The organism is Achromobacter sp. FW305-C-30-7 (assembly GCF_058783105.1).
This window is the reverse complement of the sequence record NZ_JBYSYI010000008.1, coordinates 215,438-229,989: the sequence shown is the minus strand read 5'-3', so window position 1 is coordinate 229,989 and position 14,552 is coordinate 215,438. Positions and strand designations below refer to the sequence as shown.

At 66.5% G+C, this 14,552-nt stretch carries 14 protein-coding genes; 11 read left to right on the top strand and 3 right to left on the bottom strand.

Annotated features, from left to right (window positions below; genetic code table 11):
• The first annotated feature begins 4 nt into the window (after positions 1-4).
• The 4 genes from AC3WOB_RS24460 to AC3WOB_RS24445 all read left to right on the top strand — a co-directional run bounded on the left by AC3WOB_RS24460 (position 5) and on the right by AC3WOB_RS24445 (position 3,523).
• Positions 5-784, top strand: coding sequence for a bestrophin-like domain (locus AC3WOB_RS24460; protein WP_492276428.1), 780 nt, complete (start codon positions 5-7; stop codon positions 782-784).
• Between the two features lie 57 nt (positions 785-841).
• Complete coding sequence (locus AC3WOB_RS24455; RefSeq protein WP_492276427.1) at positions 842-1,813, top strand: hypothetical protein; 972 nt, start codon at positions 842-844, stop codon at positions 1,811-1,813.
• Positions 1,814-1,958: 145 nt separating this feature from the next.
• A complete protein-coding gene (locus tag AC3WOB_RS24450; RefSeq protein ID WP_492276426.1) occupies positions 1,959-2,735 on the top strand; it encodes a DUF899 domain-containing protein in 777 nt (258 codons plus the stop codon).
• A gap of 221 nt (positions 2,736-2,956) precedes the next feature.
• Positions 2,957-3,523 carry a hypothetical protein gene (locus tag AC3WOB_RS24445; RefSeq protein ID WP_492276425.1) on the top strand — a complete coding sequence of 189 codons (567 nt, stop codon included), beginning with the start codon at positions 2,957-2,959 and terminating at the stop codon, positions 3,521-3,523.
• A gap of 28 nt (positions 3,524-3,551) precedes the next feature.
• On the opposite strand, the gene AC3WOB_RS24440 is transcribed toward AC3WOB_RS24445, so the two are convergent.
• Positions 3,552-4,064 carry a hypothetical protein gene (locus AC3WOB_RS24440; protein ID WP_492276424.1) on the bottom strand — a complete coding sequence of 171 codons (513 nt, stop codon included), beginning with the start codon at positions 4,062-4,064 and terminating at the stop codon, positions 3,552-3,554.
• Positions 4,065-4,176: 112 nt separating this feature from the next.
• Here AC3WOB_RS24440 and AC3WOB_RS24435 point away from each other — a divergent pair, with 112 nt between their 5' ends.
• From AC3WOB_RS24435 to AC3WOB_RS24405, 7 genes are all read left to right on the top strand, one after another.
• The gene (locus AC3WOB_RS24435; RefSeq protein ID WP_492276423.1) at positions 4,177-4,671 is read left to right on the top strand and encodes a nucleoside deaminase; all 495 of its coding nucleotides are present in this window, start codon (positions 4,177-4,179) and stop codon (positions 4,669-4,671) included.
• Positions 4,672-4,761: 90 nt separating this feature from the next.
• Positions 4,762-5,250, top strand: coding sequence for a hypothetical protein (locus AC3WOB_RS24430; protein WP_492276422.1), 489 nt, complete (start codon positions 4,762-4,764; stop codon positions 5,248-5,250).
• A 90-nt stretch (positions 5,251-5,340) separates the two neighbouring features.
• On the top strand, positions 5,341-6,642 hold the full coding sequence (locus tag AC3WOB_RS24425) for a UDP-N-acetylglucosamine 1-carboxyvinyltransferase (RefSeq protein ID WP_013394461.1): 1,302 nt from the start codon (positions 5,341-5,343) through the stop codon (positions 6,640-6,642).
• 204 nt (positions 6,643-6,846) lie between these two features.
• Complete coding sequence (locus tag AC3WOB_RS24420; protein ID WP_492276421.1) at positions 6,847-8,238, top strand: FAD-binding oxidoreductase; 1,392 nt, start codon at positions 6,847-6,849, stop codon at positions 8,236-8,238.
• Positions 8,239-8,361: 123 nt separating this feature from the next.
• Positions 8,362-9,279, top strand: a complete 918-nt coding sequence (locus tag AC3WOB_RS24415) for a polysaccharide deacetylase family protein (RefSeq protein WP_492276420.1) — start codon at positions 8,362-8,364, stop codon at positions 9,277-9,279.
• 138 nt (positions 9,280-9,417) lie between these two features.
• Positions 9,418-10,815: an HdeD family acid-resistance protein gene (locus AC3WOB_RS24410; protein ID WP_492276419.1), complete on the top strand. Its 1,398-nt coding sequence runs from the start codon at positions 9,418-9,420 to the stop codon at positions 10,813-10,815.
• Between the two features lie 33 nt (positions 10,816-10,848).
• A complete protein-coding gene (locus tag AC3WOB_RS24405) occupies positions 10,849-11,898 on the top strand; it encodes an Lnb N-terminal periplasmic domain-containing protein (RefSeq protein WP_492276418.1) in 1,050 nt (349 codons plus the stop codon).
• On the opposite strand, the gene AC3WOB_RS24400 is transcribed toward AC3WOB_RS24405, so the two are convergent.
• Positions 11,847-13,442 (bottom strand): FAD-dependent monooxygenase, encoded by a 1,596-nt coding sequence (locus tag AC3WOB_RS24400; RefSeq protein WP_492276417.1) that lies wholly within the window; start codon positions 13,440-13,442, stop codon positions 11,847-11,849. The genes AC3WOB_RS24405 and AC3WOB_RS24400 overlap by 52 nt on opposite strands.
• A 159-nt stretch (positions 13,443-13,601) precedes the next feature.
• A complete protein-coding gene (locus tag AC3WOB_RS24395; RefSeq protein WP_492276416.1) occupies positions 13,602-14,507 on the bottom strand; it encodes a LysR family transcriptional regulator in 906 nt (301 codons plus the stop codon).
• Positions 14,508-14,552: the final 45 nt, after the last annotated feature.

Genomic DNA, 14,552 nt, shown 5'->3' with positions numbered 1-14,552 from the left:
CCATATGAACTACTCCCTACTGCTGGCGGGTCTCGCGGTCCTGTTCTTCGTGCTGCTGTTGATCGCGATGCGCATCGGCAAGCGCCTGGGCCATGGCGCCGACGACAAAAGCGCCGGCGCCGCGGCCATCGAGGCCTCCGTGTTCGCGCTGCTGGGCCTGCTGGTGGCCTTCACATTTTCGGGCGCGGCCCAGCGCATGGCCGAGCGCCGCAATCTGCTGGTCCAGGAGGTCAACTCCATCGGCACGGCCTGGCTGCGCATCGATATGCTCAATGCCCAGGACCAGCCTAAGCTGCGCGAGCAGTTCCGGCGCTACGTGGACGCGCGCATCGACTACTACCGCCACGTTCCCGACCTGGACCAGCGCGACGCCATCGCGGCCCGGGCCGGGGCGCTGCAAAAGGAGATCTGGACCACGTCCATGAGCGCCGCGCGCAATACCGTGCCGCCGTTTGCGACGTCCTACATAGGCGCTGTCAACGACATGTTCGACGTGTCCAGCGCGCAGACCGTGGCGCAGAAGGTCCATCCGCCCATCGCGACCTACGCTTTCCTGGTCTTCCTGGCCCTGGTGTGCGCCTGCCTGATCGGATCAAAGCTGGCTGTCACGCAGCGCGACAGCATGCTGCACCAGCTGGTTTACGCCGTGGTCATGACGGCGGCGATCTACATCATCGTGGATTTCGAGTTTCCGCGGATAGGAACCATCCGGATCGACCAGAGCGACGCGCTGCTGGCGGCGCAGCGCCAGGCCATGGTCGACCCGCCCGCCGCCGCCCAATAGATATCCCGGCGCCGCAAGTCTGGCTGTTGTGGGACGCGCGTTCATTCCGGAGATGACATGCCCATGCCCGTGAAGGTGGCGAAACGAGGTGCAGGCTGGCTGCTTGCCCTGCTGGTCTGCAGTGCCGCGCCGCAGGCTCTGGCCCAACAAGGCCTGCGCTTGAGCCAGGACGACCTGCAGAAGCGCGCCAACGGGGTGCTCGCGCTCATGTCGTTCTCCATCGTGCCCGACATTACGACCAGTTCCCTGAACATAGGCGGGGGCAGCGGATCGGTCTCGGGCTCCAGCGAATTCGCCATGACGCAGCTAGGCGGCGGCGACACCATATCCAAATCAGTACCCATCTATCTGGAAGGCGTGCTCGCCGCGAGCCGCTACGACCCAACTTTCATCGCCACGCAGGGCGCGGAGTCTCGGTCCATTCCCACCAAATGGAACAGTATTTCCGCCACCGGCGGCATAGGCTGGGACTTCAAGCTGACCGACGAACTGAAGCTGCGGCCCATCTTCAATTTTGCGTTGGGAAACGTCACCAGCGATTTGCGCGCGGCCAGCTGGTACGTGGGGCGCCAAACGGGCAAGGACATAAGCTTCCTCGACCGGGGTTCCCTCAACGCCTACGGCCTGGGCGGTTCGCTGATGCTGGACTACGAGCATTACCGCCCCGGCTATGAAGTCGACGTAGAGCTACGCTATTCCGACATGCGCCTGCAAAGCTTCAACAGCTCCGCGGCCGTGGAGGGGCATGCCACGGCGCAATCGGCCAATCTGTGGGCGCGCTACCGAGCGCCCACGGGAATCGTGATGCTGCAGCGGCCGCTGCGCTATGTGCTGGAACTGACGCACTCGGAGTTCCTGGGCGACCAGCGCGGCATCCTGGGATTCGACCGGCTGACCTCCGTGGGCGCGGGCCTGGAGCTGGATTCCAGCGCCTATGACGTGATCATCACCCGCACCCGGCTGGTGGGCCGTTATGTGTTCGGCACCAATGTGTCCGGCTTCTCGGTGGGCCTGGCGGTGAGCTTCTGAGCCGGCCGGCGGCGGAATTGCGCCGGATTTGTTACTCCCCCCTCCCCGCCCGGCGATGCCAGACTGTTTCCAGGCCGCCCAGCAGCCAGACTGCGCGCAGACCTTGCGCCAGGGCGCCGGCCCGCGATAAGGAGGTATCGACACCATGACCGCAACCACCAAAGACACCCGCATGCGCACGCCCCCGGTCGTCTCGCCCCAGGAATGGGAAGCCGCCCGCCAGCAACTGCTGGTAAGGGAAAAGGCGCAGACCCGCGCCCGCGACGCCCTGGCCGCCGAACGCCGGCGTATGCCCTGGACCGCAGTGGACAAGAGTTATGCGTTCGAGGGTCCATCCGGCACTCTCACTCTGTCCGACCTGTTCGATGGCCGCCGCCAATTGATCGTCTACCGCGCCTTCTTCGAGCCGGGCGTGTACGGCTGGCCTGAACATGCCTGCCGCGGCTGCTCCATGGTGGCCGACCAGGTCGCCCATCTGGCGCATCTGAACGCCCGCGACACCACGCTGGTCTTCGTGTCCCGGGCGCCGCAGGCAGACATCGCGCGGCTGAAAGCGCAGATGGACTGGAAGATGCCCTGGTACACGCTGACCGACAGCTTCGATGCCGACTTCGGCGTGGACGAGTGGCATGGCACCAATGTGTTCTACCGCGACGGCGACCGCATCTTCCGCACCTACTTCCTCAACAACCGCGGCGACGAGCAGATGGGCGGCACCTGGAACTACTTGGACATCACGCCGCTGGGCCGGCAGGAAGTCTGGGAGGATTCGCCCGAGGGCTATCCGCAGACGCCGACCTACAAGTGGTGGAACTGGCACGACAGCTATGTCGCGGACGCGCCGCCTGACAAGAAATGGGTCGAGATATCCGATGCAGGCGAAGCCGCATTCCGAGCGCAGAGCGCAAGCGACAAGCGGTGAGTAGCTGGGGCGCGGGGATGCATCGGGCTGTCTGCCGTATTTATTGGTAATTTAAATAACCAATAGATACACAAGCTCAAACAACAGCAATTATCGGGGTCCGATGACCGTGCTAATTTATGCGCCCGCCGACCCTCGGCCCAGGCCCATCCGCGGCGGTGTCCCCGTCAGGCTGGCCAAGCCGGGCAGCCGCGCCCTCCTCCCCCTATTTGACGAGAACCATGTACAAGAACCTCGAGAGCGACAGCCCCATCGCCCAGGGAAAAAAGCGGATTTCCAGCCTGCTGCTGGCGGCAGGCCTGGCCTTTGCGGCAGCCACGCCGGTCATGGCGGTGCCTCCGATCAAGGCGCATCAAGGCGCCCCGGCCTCCGCGCCGGCCGCGGCCCCTGTCGCGGGCGCCCCCTCGGGTTCGGCGCAGAAGACCGACATCCAGAACCAGGCCGCGTACGAGCGCCTGATGAACAACAGCGGCATCACGCTGCAATGGCTCTGGTCGGCGCAGCGCGGCAAGTTGACCGCGACGGATGAAAACGACCTGGTCCACCTCGAGGGCACGCAAGCCAACCACGAGGGCACGCTGAAGATCAAGGGCGATATCGTCTCCATCGCCAGCGACCGCTTCATCTTCCGCGGCACCATCCTGATCCTGGACGCGCCGGACAAGGGCCGGCGCTGCGAGCGCAACGGCGAATTCGAGTTCCGCGCGACTGGCAAGCGCAAGTACTGGCGCCTGCAGCAGATGGAAGCCTGCGGCGGGTTGACGGACTACGTGGACGTGTATTACTGACCCGTCCGGTCGGGCAGCCCTACCCCGTTCAGCCAAGGCGGTAGTAGCCGACCAGTTCCGGGGTGAACGTGACCTCGTCGCTGCCGACGGCGGCAAGGATGCCGCTGCGCACGGCGTCGTTCGGGCTGCCGTACACCTCCATCTGCTTGACCACGCAGTACTTCATGACTGCGGCGATATGCGGATCCGACACCTCCCAGTGGCGCAGAATCGACTCCGAATCCGCGTACAGCTGGAAGCTGTAGCAGAGACCTTGGTCAAGGTCCCAGAAGACCTGGACCATCAATTGCGGCGCATTTTCCTGGGCGAAGCGAACGGCGTCCTCGATGGCTTGCCTGAATTCGTCCGCATGCGCGCGGTCAAAAGCCATCGTGTTGCGCAGCAGGATGGTTCCCGCCTGTTTTTGTATTTCCATGATCCGGATGATCCTCGCGAGTTCTTCGGAGCTGGCGACTATGGCGCCACAGCGTGAATTCGGCAAGATGAATTCGCTGGCCGCTTCGGCGCCGTGAAGGCCGTTGCCGCCGACGGTTGGCGCCATCCGCGCTATTGATAGAATCGGGCCAGCATGTCAGGACTACCGCCTGTCGACAGGACGTTCCCGCTGCCTCGGCCCACGGTCCGGCAGCGCCTGCACCACAAGGAGACTCCCCATGATTAGCGAACTGGACAAGAAACACCTGGCGCGATGCGTCGAGCTGGCGAAACAGGCGCTGGATGCGGGCGACGAGCCCTTCGGCTCGGTACTCGTGTCGCCCAGCGGCGAGGTCCTGTTCGAAGACCATAACCATGCGTCCAGCGGCGACCGCACGCGCCATCCGGAATTCGAGATTGCCCGCTGGGCCGCCAATAACGTGCCTGCCGCCGAGCGCGCCGCCTGCACCGTCTATACCTCCGGCGAACACTGTTCCATGTGCGCCTCGGCGCATGGATGGGTGGGCCTGGGCAGGATCGTCTATGCCTGCTCGTCCGCCCAGTACCGGCAATGGCTGCAGGAATGGGGCGTCGCCCCGACCTCGAAGGTGCGCCCGCTGGCCATCGCCGAGGTCGTCGACGGCCTTGCGGTGGAGGGGCCGGTGCCGGAATTCGCCGCACAGGTCAGGCTGCTGCATCAGGAAAGAATGCGGCGCCGGGCCCAGGAGCAGTAGCTCCGCCCAGATGACGGTTACCGCCCGTCTCAATCGTCAGTCGCAATCCGCAGTATTCTCGCTGCACCGCATTATGAACAGGACTCCCGCATGCCCTCTGCCCTGACCAAGTGGCTCGCCAGCATCGCATTCGGCGCGCTCGTCGCCTGGGCCAGTCATGGCGTCCTCGGTCCGGTCATGCTGCGCCTGTTCGGACTGGCGGACGCGACGGGGCTTGCCTATGCGGCAGCGCTGGACCGGATGCTGATCACGACCAGCGTCGTGTCGCTGCTGACCGGCGTGGCGCTTGTCGCGGCGCTTGTGCGCATTCCCAATTTCCGCCGCCTGCTCGGCTGGGGCTGCGCGGTGCTTGGCCTGATCCTCCTGCTGACCCTGCTGGCCGCCCTGCTCGGCATGGAACCCGGCATCTTCAATCCGGCCACCGGCGGCAAGCAGGCCGCCAACGACGCCTATACGGCGCTGTTTTTCTGGGCGCTCATTTTCGGCCTGCCTTATCTGGTGACTGGCCTGGCGCTGACCATAGGCGGCTGGGTCCTGATCCGCAGGAATCCCGGCCCCGGCGCCGCCAGGCCGGCATGACACCGGCGCCGCGCGCCCTTACAGTGTGAAATTACCGGGAGCCCCCCCCCGGGCTCCGCTCTTCCTCATTCTTCTCGCCCTCTTCGCTCCATGTCCAACCTCATCGTCCACGGCGGCACCCCCTTGCGCGGCCGCGTCATCCCCTCGGCCAACAAGAATGCGGTGCTGCCGGTGCTGTGCGCCACCTTGCTGACCGACCAGCCGCTGCGGCTGCACGGCGTGCCCGACATCACCGACGTGCGCAAGATCCTGGATATCTTCCGCACCCTGGGCAGCGACGTCCGGCTGGACGAGTCGACCCGCACCCTGGACCTGCATCACCGCGACACCGCGTTCGATGCCGCCAGCCACCGGCTGCCCGAGGAAATGCGCTCGTCCATCATGCTGGTGCCGCCGCTGCTGGCGCGCTTTGGCGTGGCGCGGCTGGAAGACAACGTCAAGGGTTGCACGCTGGGCGTGCGCGAGATCGATCCGCACGTGGACATCTTCCGCTCCTTCGGCGGCGAAGTGGAACGCGCCAGCGGCTCGCTGCTGGTGCGCAGCAGCGGCCCCTTGAAGCCGACCCATCATTGGCTGGACTATGCCTCGGTGACGACCACCGAGAACTTCGTGCTGTGCGCGGCCGCCGCGCAAGGCGAATCGACCCTGACGAACGCCGCCTCCGAGCCGCACGTGCAGGAGTTCTGCCGTTTCATGGCGATGATGGGCGCGGACATCGACGGCATCGGCACGTCGCGCCTGACGGTGCGCGGCGGCGCCCGCCTGGGCGGCGGCGAATTCACCTTCGAGGAAGACTTCCACGAAATCACCACCTTTCTCGCGCTGGGCGCGATCACGGGCGGCGACGTGGTGGTGCGCAACAGCACGCCCGAGAACTTCCCGTTGATCGACCGCACCTTCGCCAAGTTCGGCGTGCAGATCGTGCACGAGAACGGCTGGTCGCGCGCCCTGCGTTCCGGGCCGCTGAAGGTGCAGACGCCTTTCACCAGCAATGTGCTGACCAAGGTCGAGGCGGCGCCGTGGCCCTATTTCCCGGTGGACCTGCTGCCCATCTTCATCGCGCTGGGCGTGTGCGCCGAGGGCAACGCCATGTTCTGGAACAAGGTCTACGACGGCGCGCTGGGCTGGACCGGCGAACTGTCCAAGTTCGGCGCGCACGTGTTCTCGTCCGATCCGCACCGGCTGATCACCTTCGGCGGCCGGCCGCTGACGCCGGCAGTGGTTGAAAGTCCCTACATCATCCGCGTCGCCATCGCGCTCTTCATGATCGCCAGCAGCATCGACGGCCGTTCGGAAATCCGCAACGCCACGCCGATCCGCCGCGCCCATCCGCGCTTCGTCGAGAACCTGCGCAGCCTCGGCGTGCAGGTGGAATGGACCAGCGAGGAGTAAGCTCTCCAGATACGCACGCCACGGCGCGCAAAACGGGAGCGGGCCGACCGGCTCCCGGCGCGGCGCGCCGCCCTACCCGGGTCATGGCCCCTCATGCAGGAGGCATATCCATGCCGCGCCCGAACCCCTAGGCGGCCAGGGCCTGCTCCGCAGGCCCCAGTTTCAGAGGTTGTTCACGAAGCTGCACCTTCAAGGAGGTGTGTGATGAGCAAACTTTCCGATAGCGCCCTGGATGATCTGAAAGCCTCAGCCCGAGGCCAGGTCCTCAGCCCGGGCGACCCCGGCTACGACGACGCCCGAAAAATCTGGAATGCGATGATAGACCGCCGGCCGGCGGTGATCTTCCGCTGCGCGGGCGCGGCCGACGTGCGGCGCGCCGTGGATTTCGCGCGCGACAACGGCCTGGCCCTGTCCGTGCGCGGCGGCGGCCACAATATCGCAGGCACCGCCGTGTGCGATGACGGGATGATGATCGACCTGTCGCCGATGAAGTCGGTGCGCGTCGATCCCCTGCGGGCCCGGGCCTATGTGGAGCCCGGCGCCACCCTGGCCGATTTCGACCACGAAGCCCAGGCTTACGGCCTGGCGACGCCGCTGGGCGTTAATTCCACCACTGGCGTCGCGGGCCTGACGCTGGGCGGCGGCTTCGGCTGGCTGACCCGCAGGTTCGGCATGAGCATCGACAATCTGCTCTCGGCCGACGTTGTCACCGCGGACGGCAAACTGCTGCACGCCAGCGAGCAGGACAACCCGGACCTGTTCTGGGCGATCCGGGGCGGCGGTGGCAATTTCGGCGTGGTCACCATGTTCGAATTCCAGCTGCATCCCGTCGGCCCCGAAGTCTATGGCGGCCTGGTAGTGCTGCCGCTGGAACAGGGCAAGGAAGCGCTGTCGAAGTACCGCGATGCGCTGGCATCCATGCCGCAGGAGCTGACGGTCTGGGCGGTGCTGCGGCTGGCGCCCCCGTTGCCCTTCCTGCCGCAAGCCGTGCACGGCAAGCCCATGGTCGCCTTCGCCCTGTGCTATTCGGGCGATCCAGCCCAGGGGCCGGCCGCGGTCGAAGTGGTGCGCGGCTTCGGCACGCCCTATGGCGAGCATCTGGGTCCGATGCCGTACTCGGCCTGGCAAAAGGCCTTCGATCCGCTGCTGACGCCCGGAGCTCGCAACTACTGGAAGTCGCACAACCTGGGCGGCCTGGAAGACGGGCTGATAGACGCCATCGTCGCAGCGGTGGAAAACCTGCCGTCGCCGCAATGCGAGATCTTCCTGGGCTACATCGGCGGCGTGGCCGGTGGGGTGCCTGTGTCCGCCATGGCCTATCCGCACCGCTCGGCGCAATTCGCCATGAACGTGCACGGCCGCTGGGACTTCCCGGAAGAGGACGAGCGCTGCGTCGCGTGGGCTCGGACGCTGTTCCGCACCACCGAGCCCTATGCGCAGGAAGGGGTGTACGTGAACTTCCTGACGCAGGATGAACCCGAACGTCTGGGCGCCGCCTACGGGCCGAACTTCGACCGGCTGGTCCAGGTGAAGACCCGCTACGACCCACACAATCTGTTCCGGCATAACCAGAACATCAGGCCGGCCGCGCCTTGAACTGACCGGATCGCCAGCCTGGCATGGCTGCTATCCTGTTGCCCCGGCATCCGCCGGGGCACGGGCTGTCCTGGTCCGACTCCTGGCGCGCGTGGCAACTACACCTGAGGTTTGATTCGCTGCATGGCTTTCCGCTACTCCCTTCCCCGCATTTTCACTGTCTGCTTCTCTCTCTGGGCGTCGTGGTGCTCTGCGCAGACCGTGGCCCTGACCTTCGATGATGGACTCAACCCGGATAAACAGCCCAAGGCCGCCGAATGGAACGCTCAACTGCTGGGGGCCCTGCAAAAGCACGGCATCCAGTCCGCGCTGTTTCCGGCGCTGAGCAGCATAGGCGGCGCCAACGGACTCGGGCTGGTGGAGGAATGGTCGCGGGCGGGGCACTGGGTCGGAAACCATACGGCCAGCCACCCCAGCCTGGACGATCCCAAGCTGTCGCTGGAAGCGTTCATTGCCGATGTCGAAACGGCCGATGCCGCCCTCAAGCGCTTGCCTGGATTCGTGCCCATGCTGCGGTTCCCCTACCTGAGAGAAGGCGATACGCAAGCCAAGCGCGACGGCATGCGGGACTGGATGGCCCGCAACGGCTACAGGAACGGACTGGTATCCATAGACGCCAGCGACTGGTACTACAGCCGCGTCTACGCCGATCATCTGAAGGCGGGCGATGCGGCCAAGGCCCAGGACGTGAAGCAGCGTTACGTCCGCCATCTGCTCGACCGCGCGGCCTATTACGACGGGCTGGCCCGCCAGCTGCTGGGCCGCAGCCCCAAGCATGTCATGCTGCTGCACACCAACCCGCTCAATGCCGAAGCCCTGCCAGACGTAATTGCCGCCCTGACCGAACAAGGCTGGACCATCACCTCGGCGAGCGCCGCGTTTGAAGATCCGCTGTATGCGCAGGCGCCCGCTACGCTTCCTGCCGGCGAAAGCATCGTCTGGGCGCTGGCCAAGGCCCGCAACCTGTCAGACCTGCGCTATCCGGCAGAAGGCTCCGAGTATGAGGAGCCGCTGTTGCGGGACGCCGGACTGCTGCCCTGAGCGGGATAGACCGGAGACTATTTTTTCGCGGCGGCGGACCTCGCCGCCGCATTCGACGCCGGAAAATTTGTTAACGTGGTCAGCAAACCAAAAAACTAAGCGCTGTCGCTTGTACGCGGGAGAGGAGAATCAAGGGCAATGGCTAATCTTGTTTTGTTGCTGCTGGGCGTGGACTATCTGCGCAAACGCGCTCGCGGCCTGTACGTCATCGGCGGCCTGCTCTTGCTGACAGGCGTCACGCTGTTCATCGACGCGCTCGACAATGCCGTCTACTTCCCGCTGAACTTCTTCGCGGCGCTGATGGTCATCGAGGCCCTGGCCACGCTGATGATCGCCAAGTCCGGGGTGGGCGGGCAGCGGGTGCTGCGCTACGCCAAGGGCGCCATCGTGCTGACCGCCGGCACCCTGGTCCTGGTCGGCCACCATCACGGGCATTTCGTGCTGTCCATGCTGTTCGGCCTGATGTTCCTGGTGGACGGACTGATCCAGTGCATGGCCGCCTATGTGGTGCGCTACGAGCGCTGGCGCTACGTGTTCGCCTCGGGCGTGGCGGAAATCCTGCTGGCCGTCTTCTTCTTCCAGCCCTACCCCACCCATTACGTCGGCACGGTGCCGTACTGCCTGGGGCTGTTCCTGGCGTTCACGGGCCTGCGGCTGCTGTCGCTGGCGCGGCGCGTCCGTCACCTGGATTCCAACCCGGCGCTGGACGTCAATCCACACCCAGACTTCATGCCCACGCGCGCCGATGTCCACGCGCAGAAGGTATTCGACGGCCCGCCCCTGGAATCCGAGCGCGCGCTGACCGTGCACGTCTGGACGCCCTCGGGGTCCGCCAAGAACGAAACGCGCAACTACCCCGTGGTGAACCGCTACATCGCCGCCGTCGACATCAATGGCGTGGTGTCCACCGGCCACGCGGCGCTGGAATCGCCGGAAGGCGTGTACATCAGCCTGTATCCGGCCCAGGAGATCGACCACTCTCCGGAACAGTTCGGCACCTTGCTGCGCGCCACGGCCGAGAACAACGTGCCGGGCGTGTTCCAGCCCGACTACGCCACCGAGTCCAAGGCCTGGACGCCGTCGACGATGCGGGTGCGCATCCGCAACTACGACGCGGCCAAGCTACAGGCATTCTGGGACGAGTACCGCAAGACCACGACCTACAACCTGACCCACCGGAACTGCTCCAGCTCCGTGTCCAGCGCGCTGGAAGCGGCGCTGGACGGCGTGGTCGGCCGCCTGCATGGCCCAAACGCCGGATGGCGGGTGCTGCTGCGCCTGCTGCTGACGCCGGAACTGTGGGTGGCGGCGCAGATCCGCAAGCGCGCGTTGACCATGGCCTGGACCCCGGGCCTGACGCTGGACTATGCGCGCGCGCTAAGCATGCTGGCCGACCCGCGCCCGTTCGGCTGGTGGAAGATGTCGCAGGACGCGCTGCGCCAGATCGCCCGCATGCGCGCCGGCTGGCGCAAGCAGGACCGCAACGCGCATGCCCGCAACGCCGAGCAGGCCGAATCTTCGCAAGGGGCGCAATGAGAGGCGCGGCCCCGCCTTGCGCATGAAGACGCCATGATTCCGCAGATCGTGATCGGGCTGGTCATACTGGCCAGCGCTGCCTGGGGCGCGGCAGCCCTCTGGTTCCAGTCGCCGTTCGCCGGCCGCGCGCGCGCCGTCTTGCCAACGGCCTGGCTGGCGCTCGCGGTGGCGGCGCTGATCGGCCTGTTTACCGGACAGCCCTGGCCCGCCTGGCTGTACGGCGTTTTGCTGCTGGCCCTGCTGGCGTGGTGGCGCCTGGGCGTGCGCGCGTCGAACGAACGCCAGTGGATGCCGGAAGTGGCGCGCCAGACCGAGGGAACTGTCGAAGGCCACATCGTCACCCTGCGCAACGTGCGCAACTTCGACTGGCGCACGCGCAGCGACTACGACGTACGCTGGGAAACCCGTTCCTACGACCTGTCGCGCCTGGACGCGGTGGACCTGGCGCTGTCGTATTGGGGCCGCCCGGCCATCGCCCACGCCATGGTGTCGTTCGGCTTTGCCGACGGCCAGCACGTGGTGTTCTCGGTAGAGATCCGCCGCAAGCTGCATGACGTGTTCTCGGAAATCGGCGGCTTCTTCCGCCAGTACGAACTGTCGGTGCTGGCCTCGACCGAGGAAGACAGCCTGCGCGTGCGCACCAATGTGCGCGGCGAGGAAGGCTATCTGTACCGCGTGCACATGCCGGAAGGCGCGGCCCGCAAGCTGTTCCTGTCCTATGTGGACACGGCCACGCGGCTGGTGAAGAAGCCGCGCTTCTACAACACGCTGACGGGCAACTGCACCACCATCGTGTACCGGCTGGCCGACCAGATCGTGCCGGGCCTGCCGCTGGATTACCGCGTGCTGTTCTCGGGCTATCTGCCCGAATACCTGTACCGCCTGGACGCGCTGGAAGGCGCGGACAGCCCTCAGGCCTACCGGCAGGCCGGCCACTACACGCAACGCGCCCGCGCGACGCTCGATGCGGCGCAGTTCTCGCGCAATATCCGGCGCGGCGTGCCGGGCGTACCGCAGGCGGCCGGCCCCGGTCAGGATGACGCGGGCGTACCCGGCGCGGGCGCGCGCAACAGTGCTACGTAAGCCCCCAGGGTCTCCACGTGACGTTCTTCCGCGCGCAGCCCGATGTGGCCGTCCGCCCTGACGACCAGCAACAGGACATGCCTCACGCCCAGCCGTCCGGCCATCGAGGGATCCAGGTAGCCGTCCACGCCGTCGACATCCGCGTTCGCCGTCAGCGCCATCACGGCTTCGACGATAGCGCCATCGGATAAGGGCTCTACGGCGGCGCGCAGCTGATCGAGCACCTCCCTGGGCGTGCGCGGACCGCCAAGAATGAAGACCGTGTGGCCTTTGCGGTTGGTGTGGTCGTGCAACATCCCCTCGCCTCCCGCCGCAAGACGGATCGGGATCTGGTCCGGTAGCCGCTGCCCCGGCGAAACGGGGTCGTGCCGGTCTCCCATGACGATGGGAGAATTGGCGTAGTCGATGTCCAGCTCGGCCTCGGCCACCGCCTCGTGATGCTGCGAAGCGCCGTCCTCGAAGGCCTTGCGGATGGCGGCATTGCGCTCGCGCAACACGTCCGGATCGGTGGCCAACTGCGCGCTTTCGGCCTCGTCGCCCGATGCCAGCACGCGCTGCGCGGCGGGACGGCGCTCCGCCTGGTAGCTGTCGAGCAGCCAGTCCGAGCACTGCCCGCCGCACACCAGCGCCAGCTTCCAGGCCAGATTGACGGCGTCGTGCAGGCCGGTGTTCATACCGTGGCCCTGGGCCGGACTGCAGGTATGCGCGGCGTCTCCGGCCAACAGGACGCGGCCGGCCCGGAACTGCCGCGCGACTTTCGTGTAGCAGCGGAAGCGCGCCGGATGGGCAACGTCCTCGAAGCGGGCTTCGGGCAGATAGCGCCGCAGCGTGGACAAGGCATCGGCCACCAGATCGGAGTCTTCGGCGCTGGGCCGCAGATACACGCGCCAACGCTGGCCGGGCAGCGCCGTCAGGATGACCGGGATGCGGTCCAGGTACGCATAGTTGGCTTCAAAAATCTCGGGCCAGCCGCTGACCGCGGCATCGAACACGGCCCACGGCTGGCTGATGTCGTGGCCGTCCTGTTCGATGCCGGCCAGTGTGCGCACCGTGCTTTGGTGGCCGTCGCAACCTATCACCCATTGGGCCAGGACTTCGATCTCGCCGGCCGGCTGTTCGATCCTGGCCAGCATGCCGTCCGGCCGTTCCTGCAAGTCCACCAGCTTGCTTGCCCGCTGCACGCCGCCGCCGTGGCTGGCCAGGTAGTCGGCAAGAATGGTCTCGGTGACCTCTTCCGAAATCCCGATGTTGTAGGGATAGCGGCTACCGCAAAGGTCCAGATCGATTTCGCCCAGCACCTTGCCGTCGGCGTGGATGCGCGCGCCGCGCTGCTTCACGCCTGCCCTCAGCAGGGGTTCCACGATGCCCAGCGAATCGAATATCTCCAGCGAACGGGGATGGACCACCGTTGCGCGGTCCCATTCCAACGGCCGTTCGTGCGCATCGATCAGCAGGCATTGCACGCCGCGCCGTTGCAGCTCGGCGGCGGTGAGCAGGCCCGCCGGACCGGCGCCAACCACCAGGACTGTCGTTGCGATCACCATGATGAGGCCTCTGGAAACGTCGAGGCGGCCCGGATTGCGCCTCGGCACGAATCCAAAAAAATAAAACCGCGCATGGCCAACCGTCAAAGATATTGAGGCTTACGCCGCTGGCATGGATTGCCGGGCCGGCCTCAACCTTTTGGACCGATCCGTCGCGTTTCAGGGATGGCCGGCCAGCTGCGCGGCCTCGCCCAGCAGCGCGTCCAGCAGGCGGCGCGCCGGCACGGTCAGCGGCGCGTCGGCTCGGTGCGTCACGTAGATGACGGTCTTGGGCAAGGGATCGGCGAGGTCGAGCCGGACCAGTCCTAGCGCCGGGCCGTAACGGTCCAGAAACCCCTGCGGCATGATGCCGATCAGGTCCAGCTGCGGCATCAGCGCCAGCAGCGTGGAGAAGGACTCGCATTCGAGCTGCAGATGCAGGGCGCGCGCCTGCGCTTCATCGGCATAGAGCGCCCTAGGGTCGCCTGGCCCCTGCGCCGGCCCGGTCAGTACCCACGCCGCCCCGGCCAGTTCGCTCAGCCGCCGCGCGCCTGCCAGCGGATGTGCGGCGCGCGCGACGATGACAGACTGGCTTTCGAACAGCGGCTGCACGGCGAGGTCGCCGCCGCCGCCCGCCTCGGGCAGCGGCCCCAGCGCCATGTCCAGTTCGCCGGAACGGATGCGTTCCAGCGCCTGCGGATACAGCGTGTCGCGCACCCGCAGCCGCACCTGCGGCCAGCGCGCGCCATAGCGCGCCACCGCGCCCGGTGCCAGCAGGATGGCAGCTGCGGGCGACACGCCCAGCGTTACCTGGGCTTCGGCGCCGCGCAGATGCCAGGCCAGGTCTTCGCGGGCCTTTTCGATTTCGCGCATGACCACGGCGGCGCGCGCCGCGAGGATCTCGCCGGCCTGCGCCAGGCGCACGCCCTTGGGCGTGCGCACCACGAGTTCCGCGCCGACCTCTTCTTCCAGCTGGCGCAGCGATTTGGTCAACGCCGGCTGCGACACGTTGAGGACTTGCGCGGCGGCGCGCATGCTGCCGGTCCGGGCCAAGGTAAGCAACAGGTTCAGATGCTGGAGTCGCAAGCCGGCTCTCCGGCCGATTACCTGGGGTAATCGACATCAAAACAA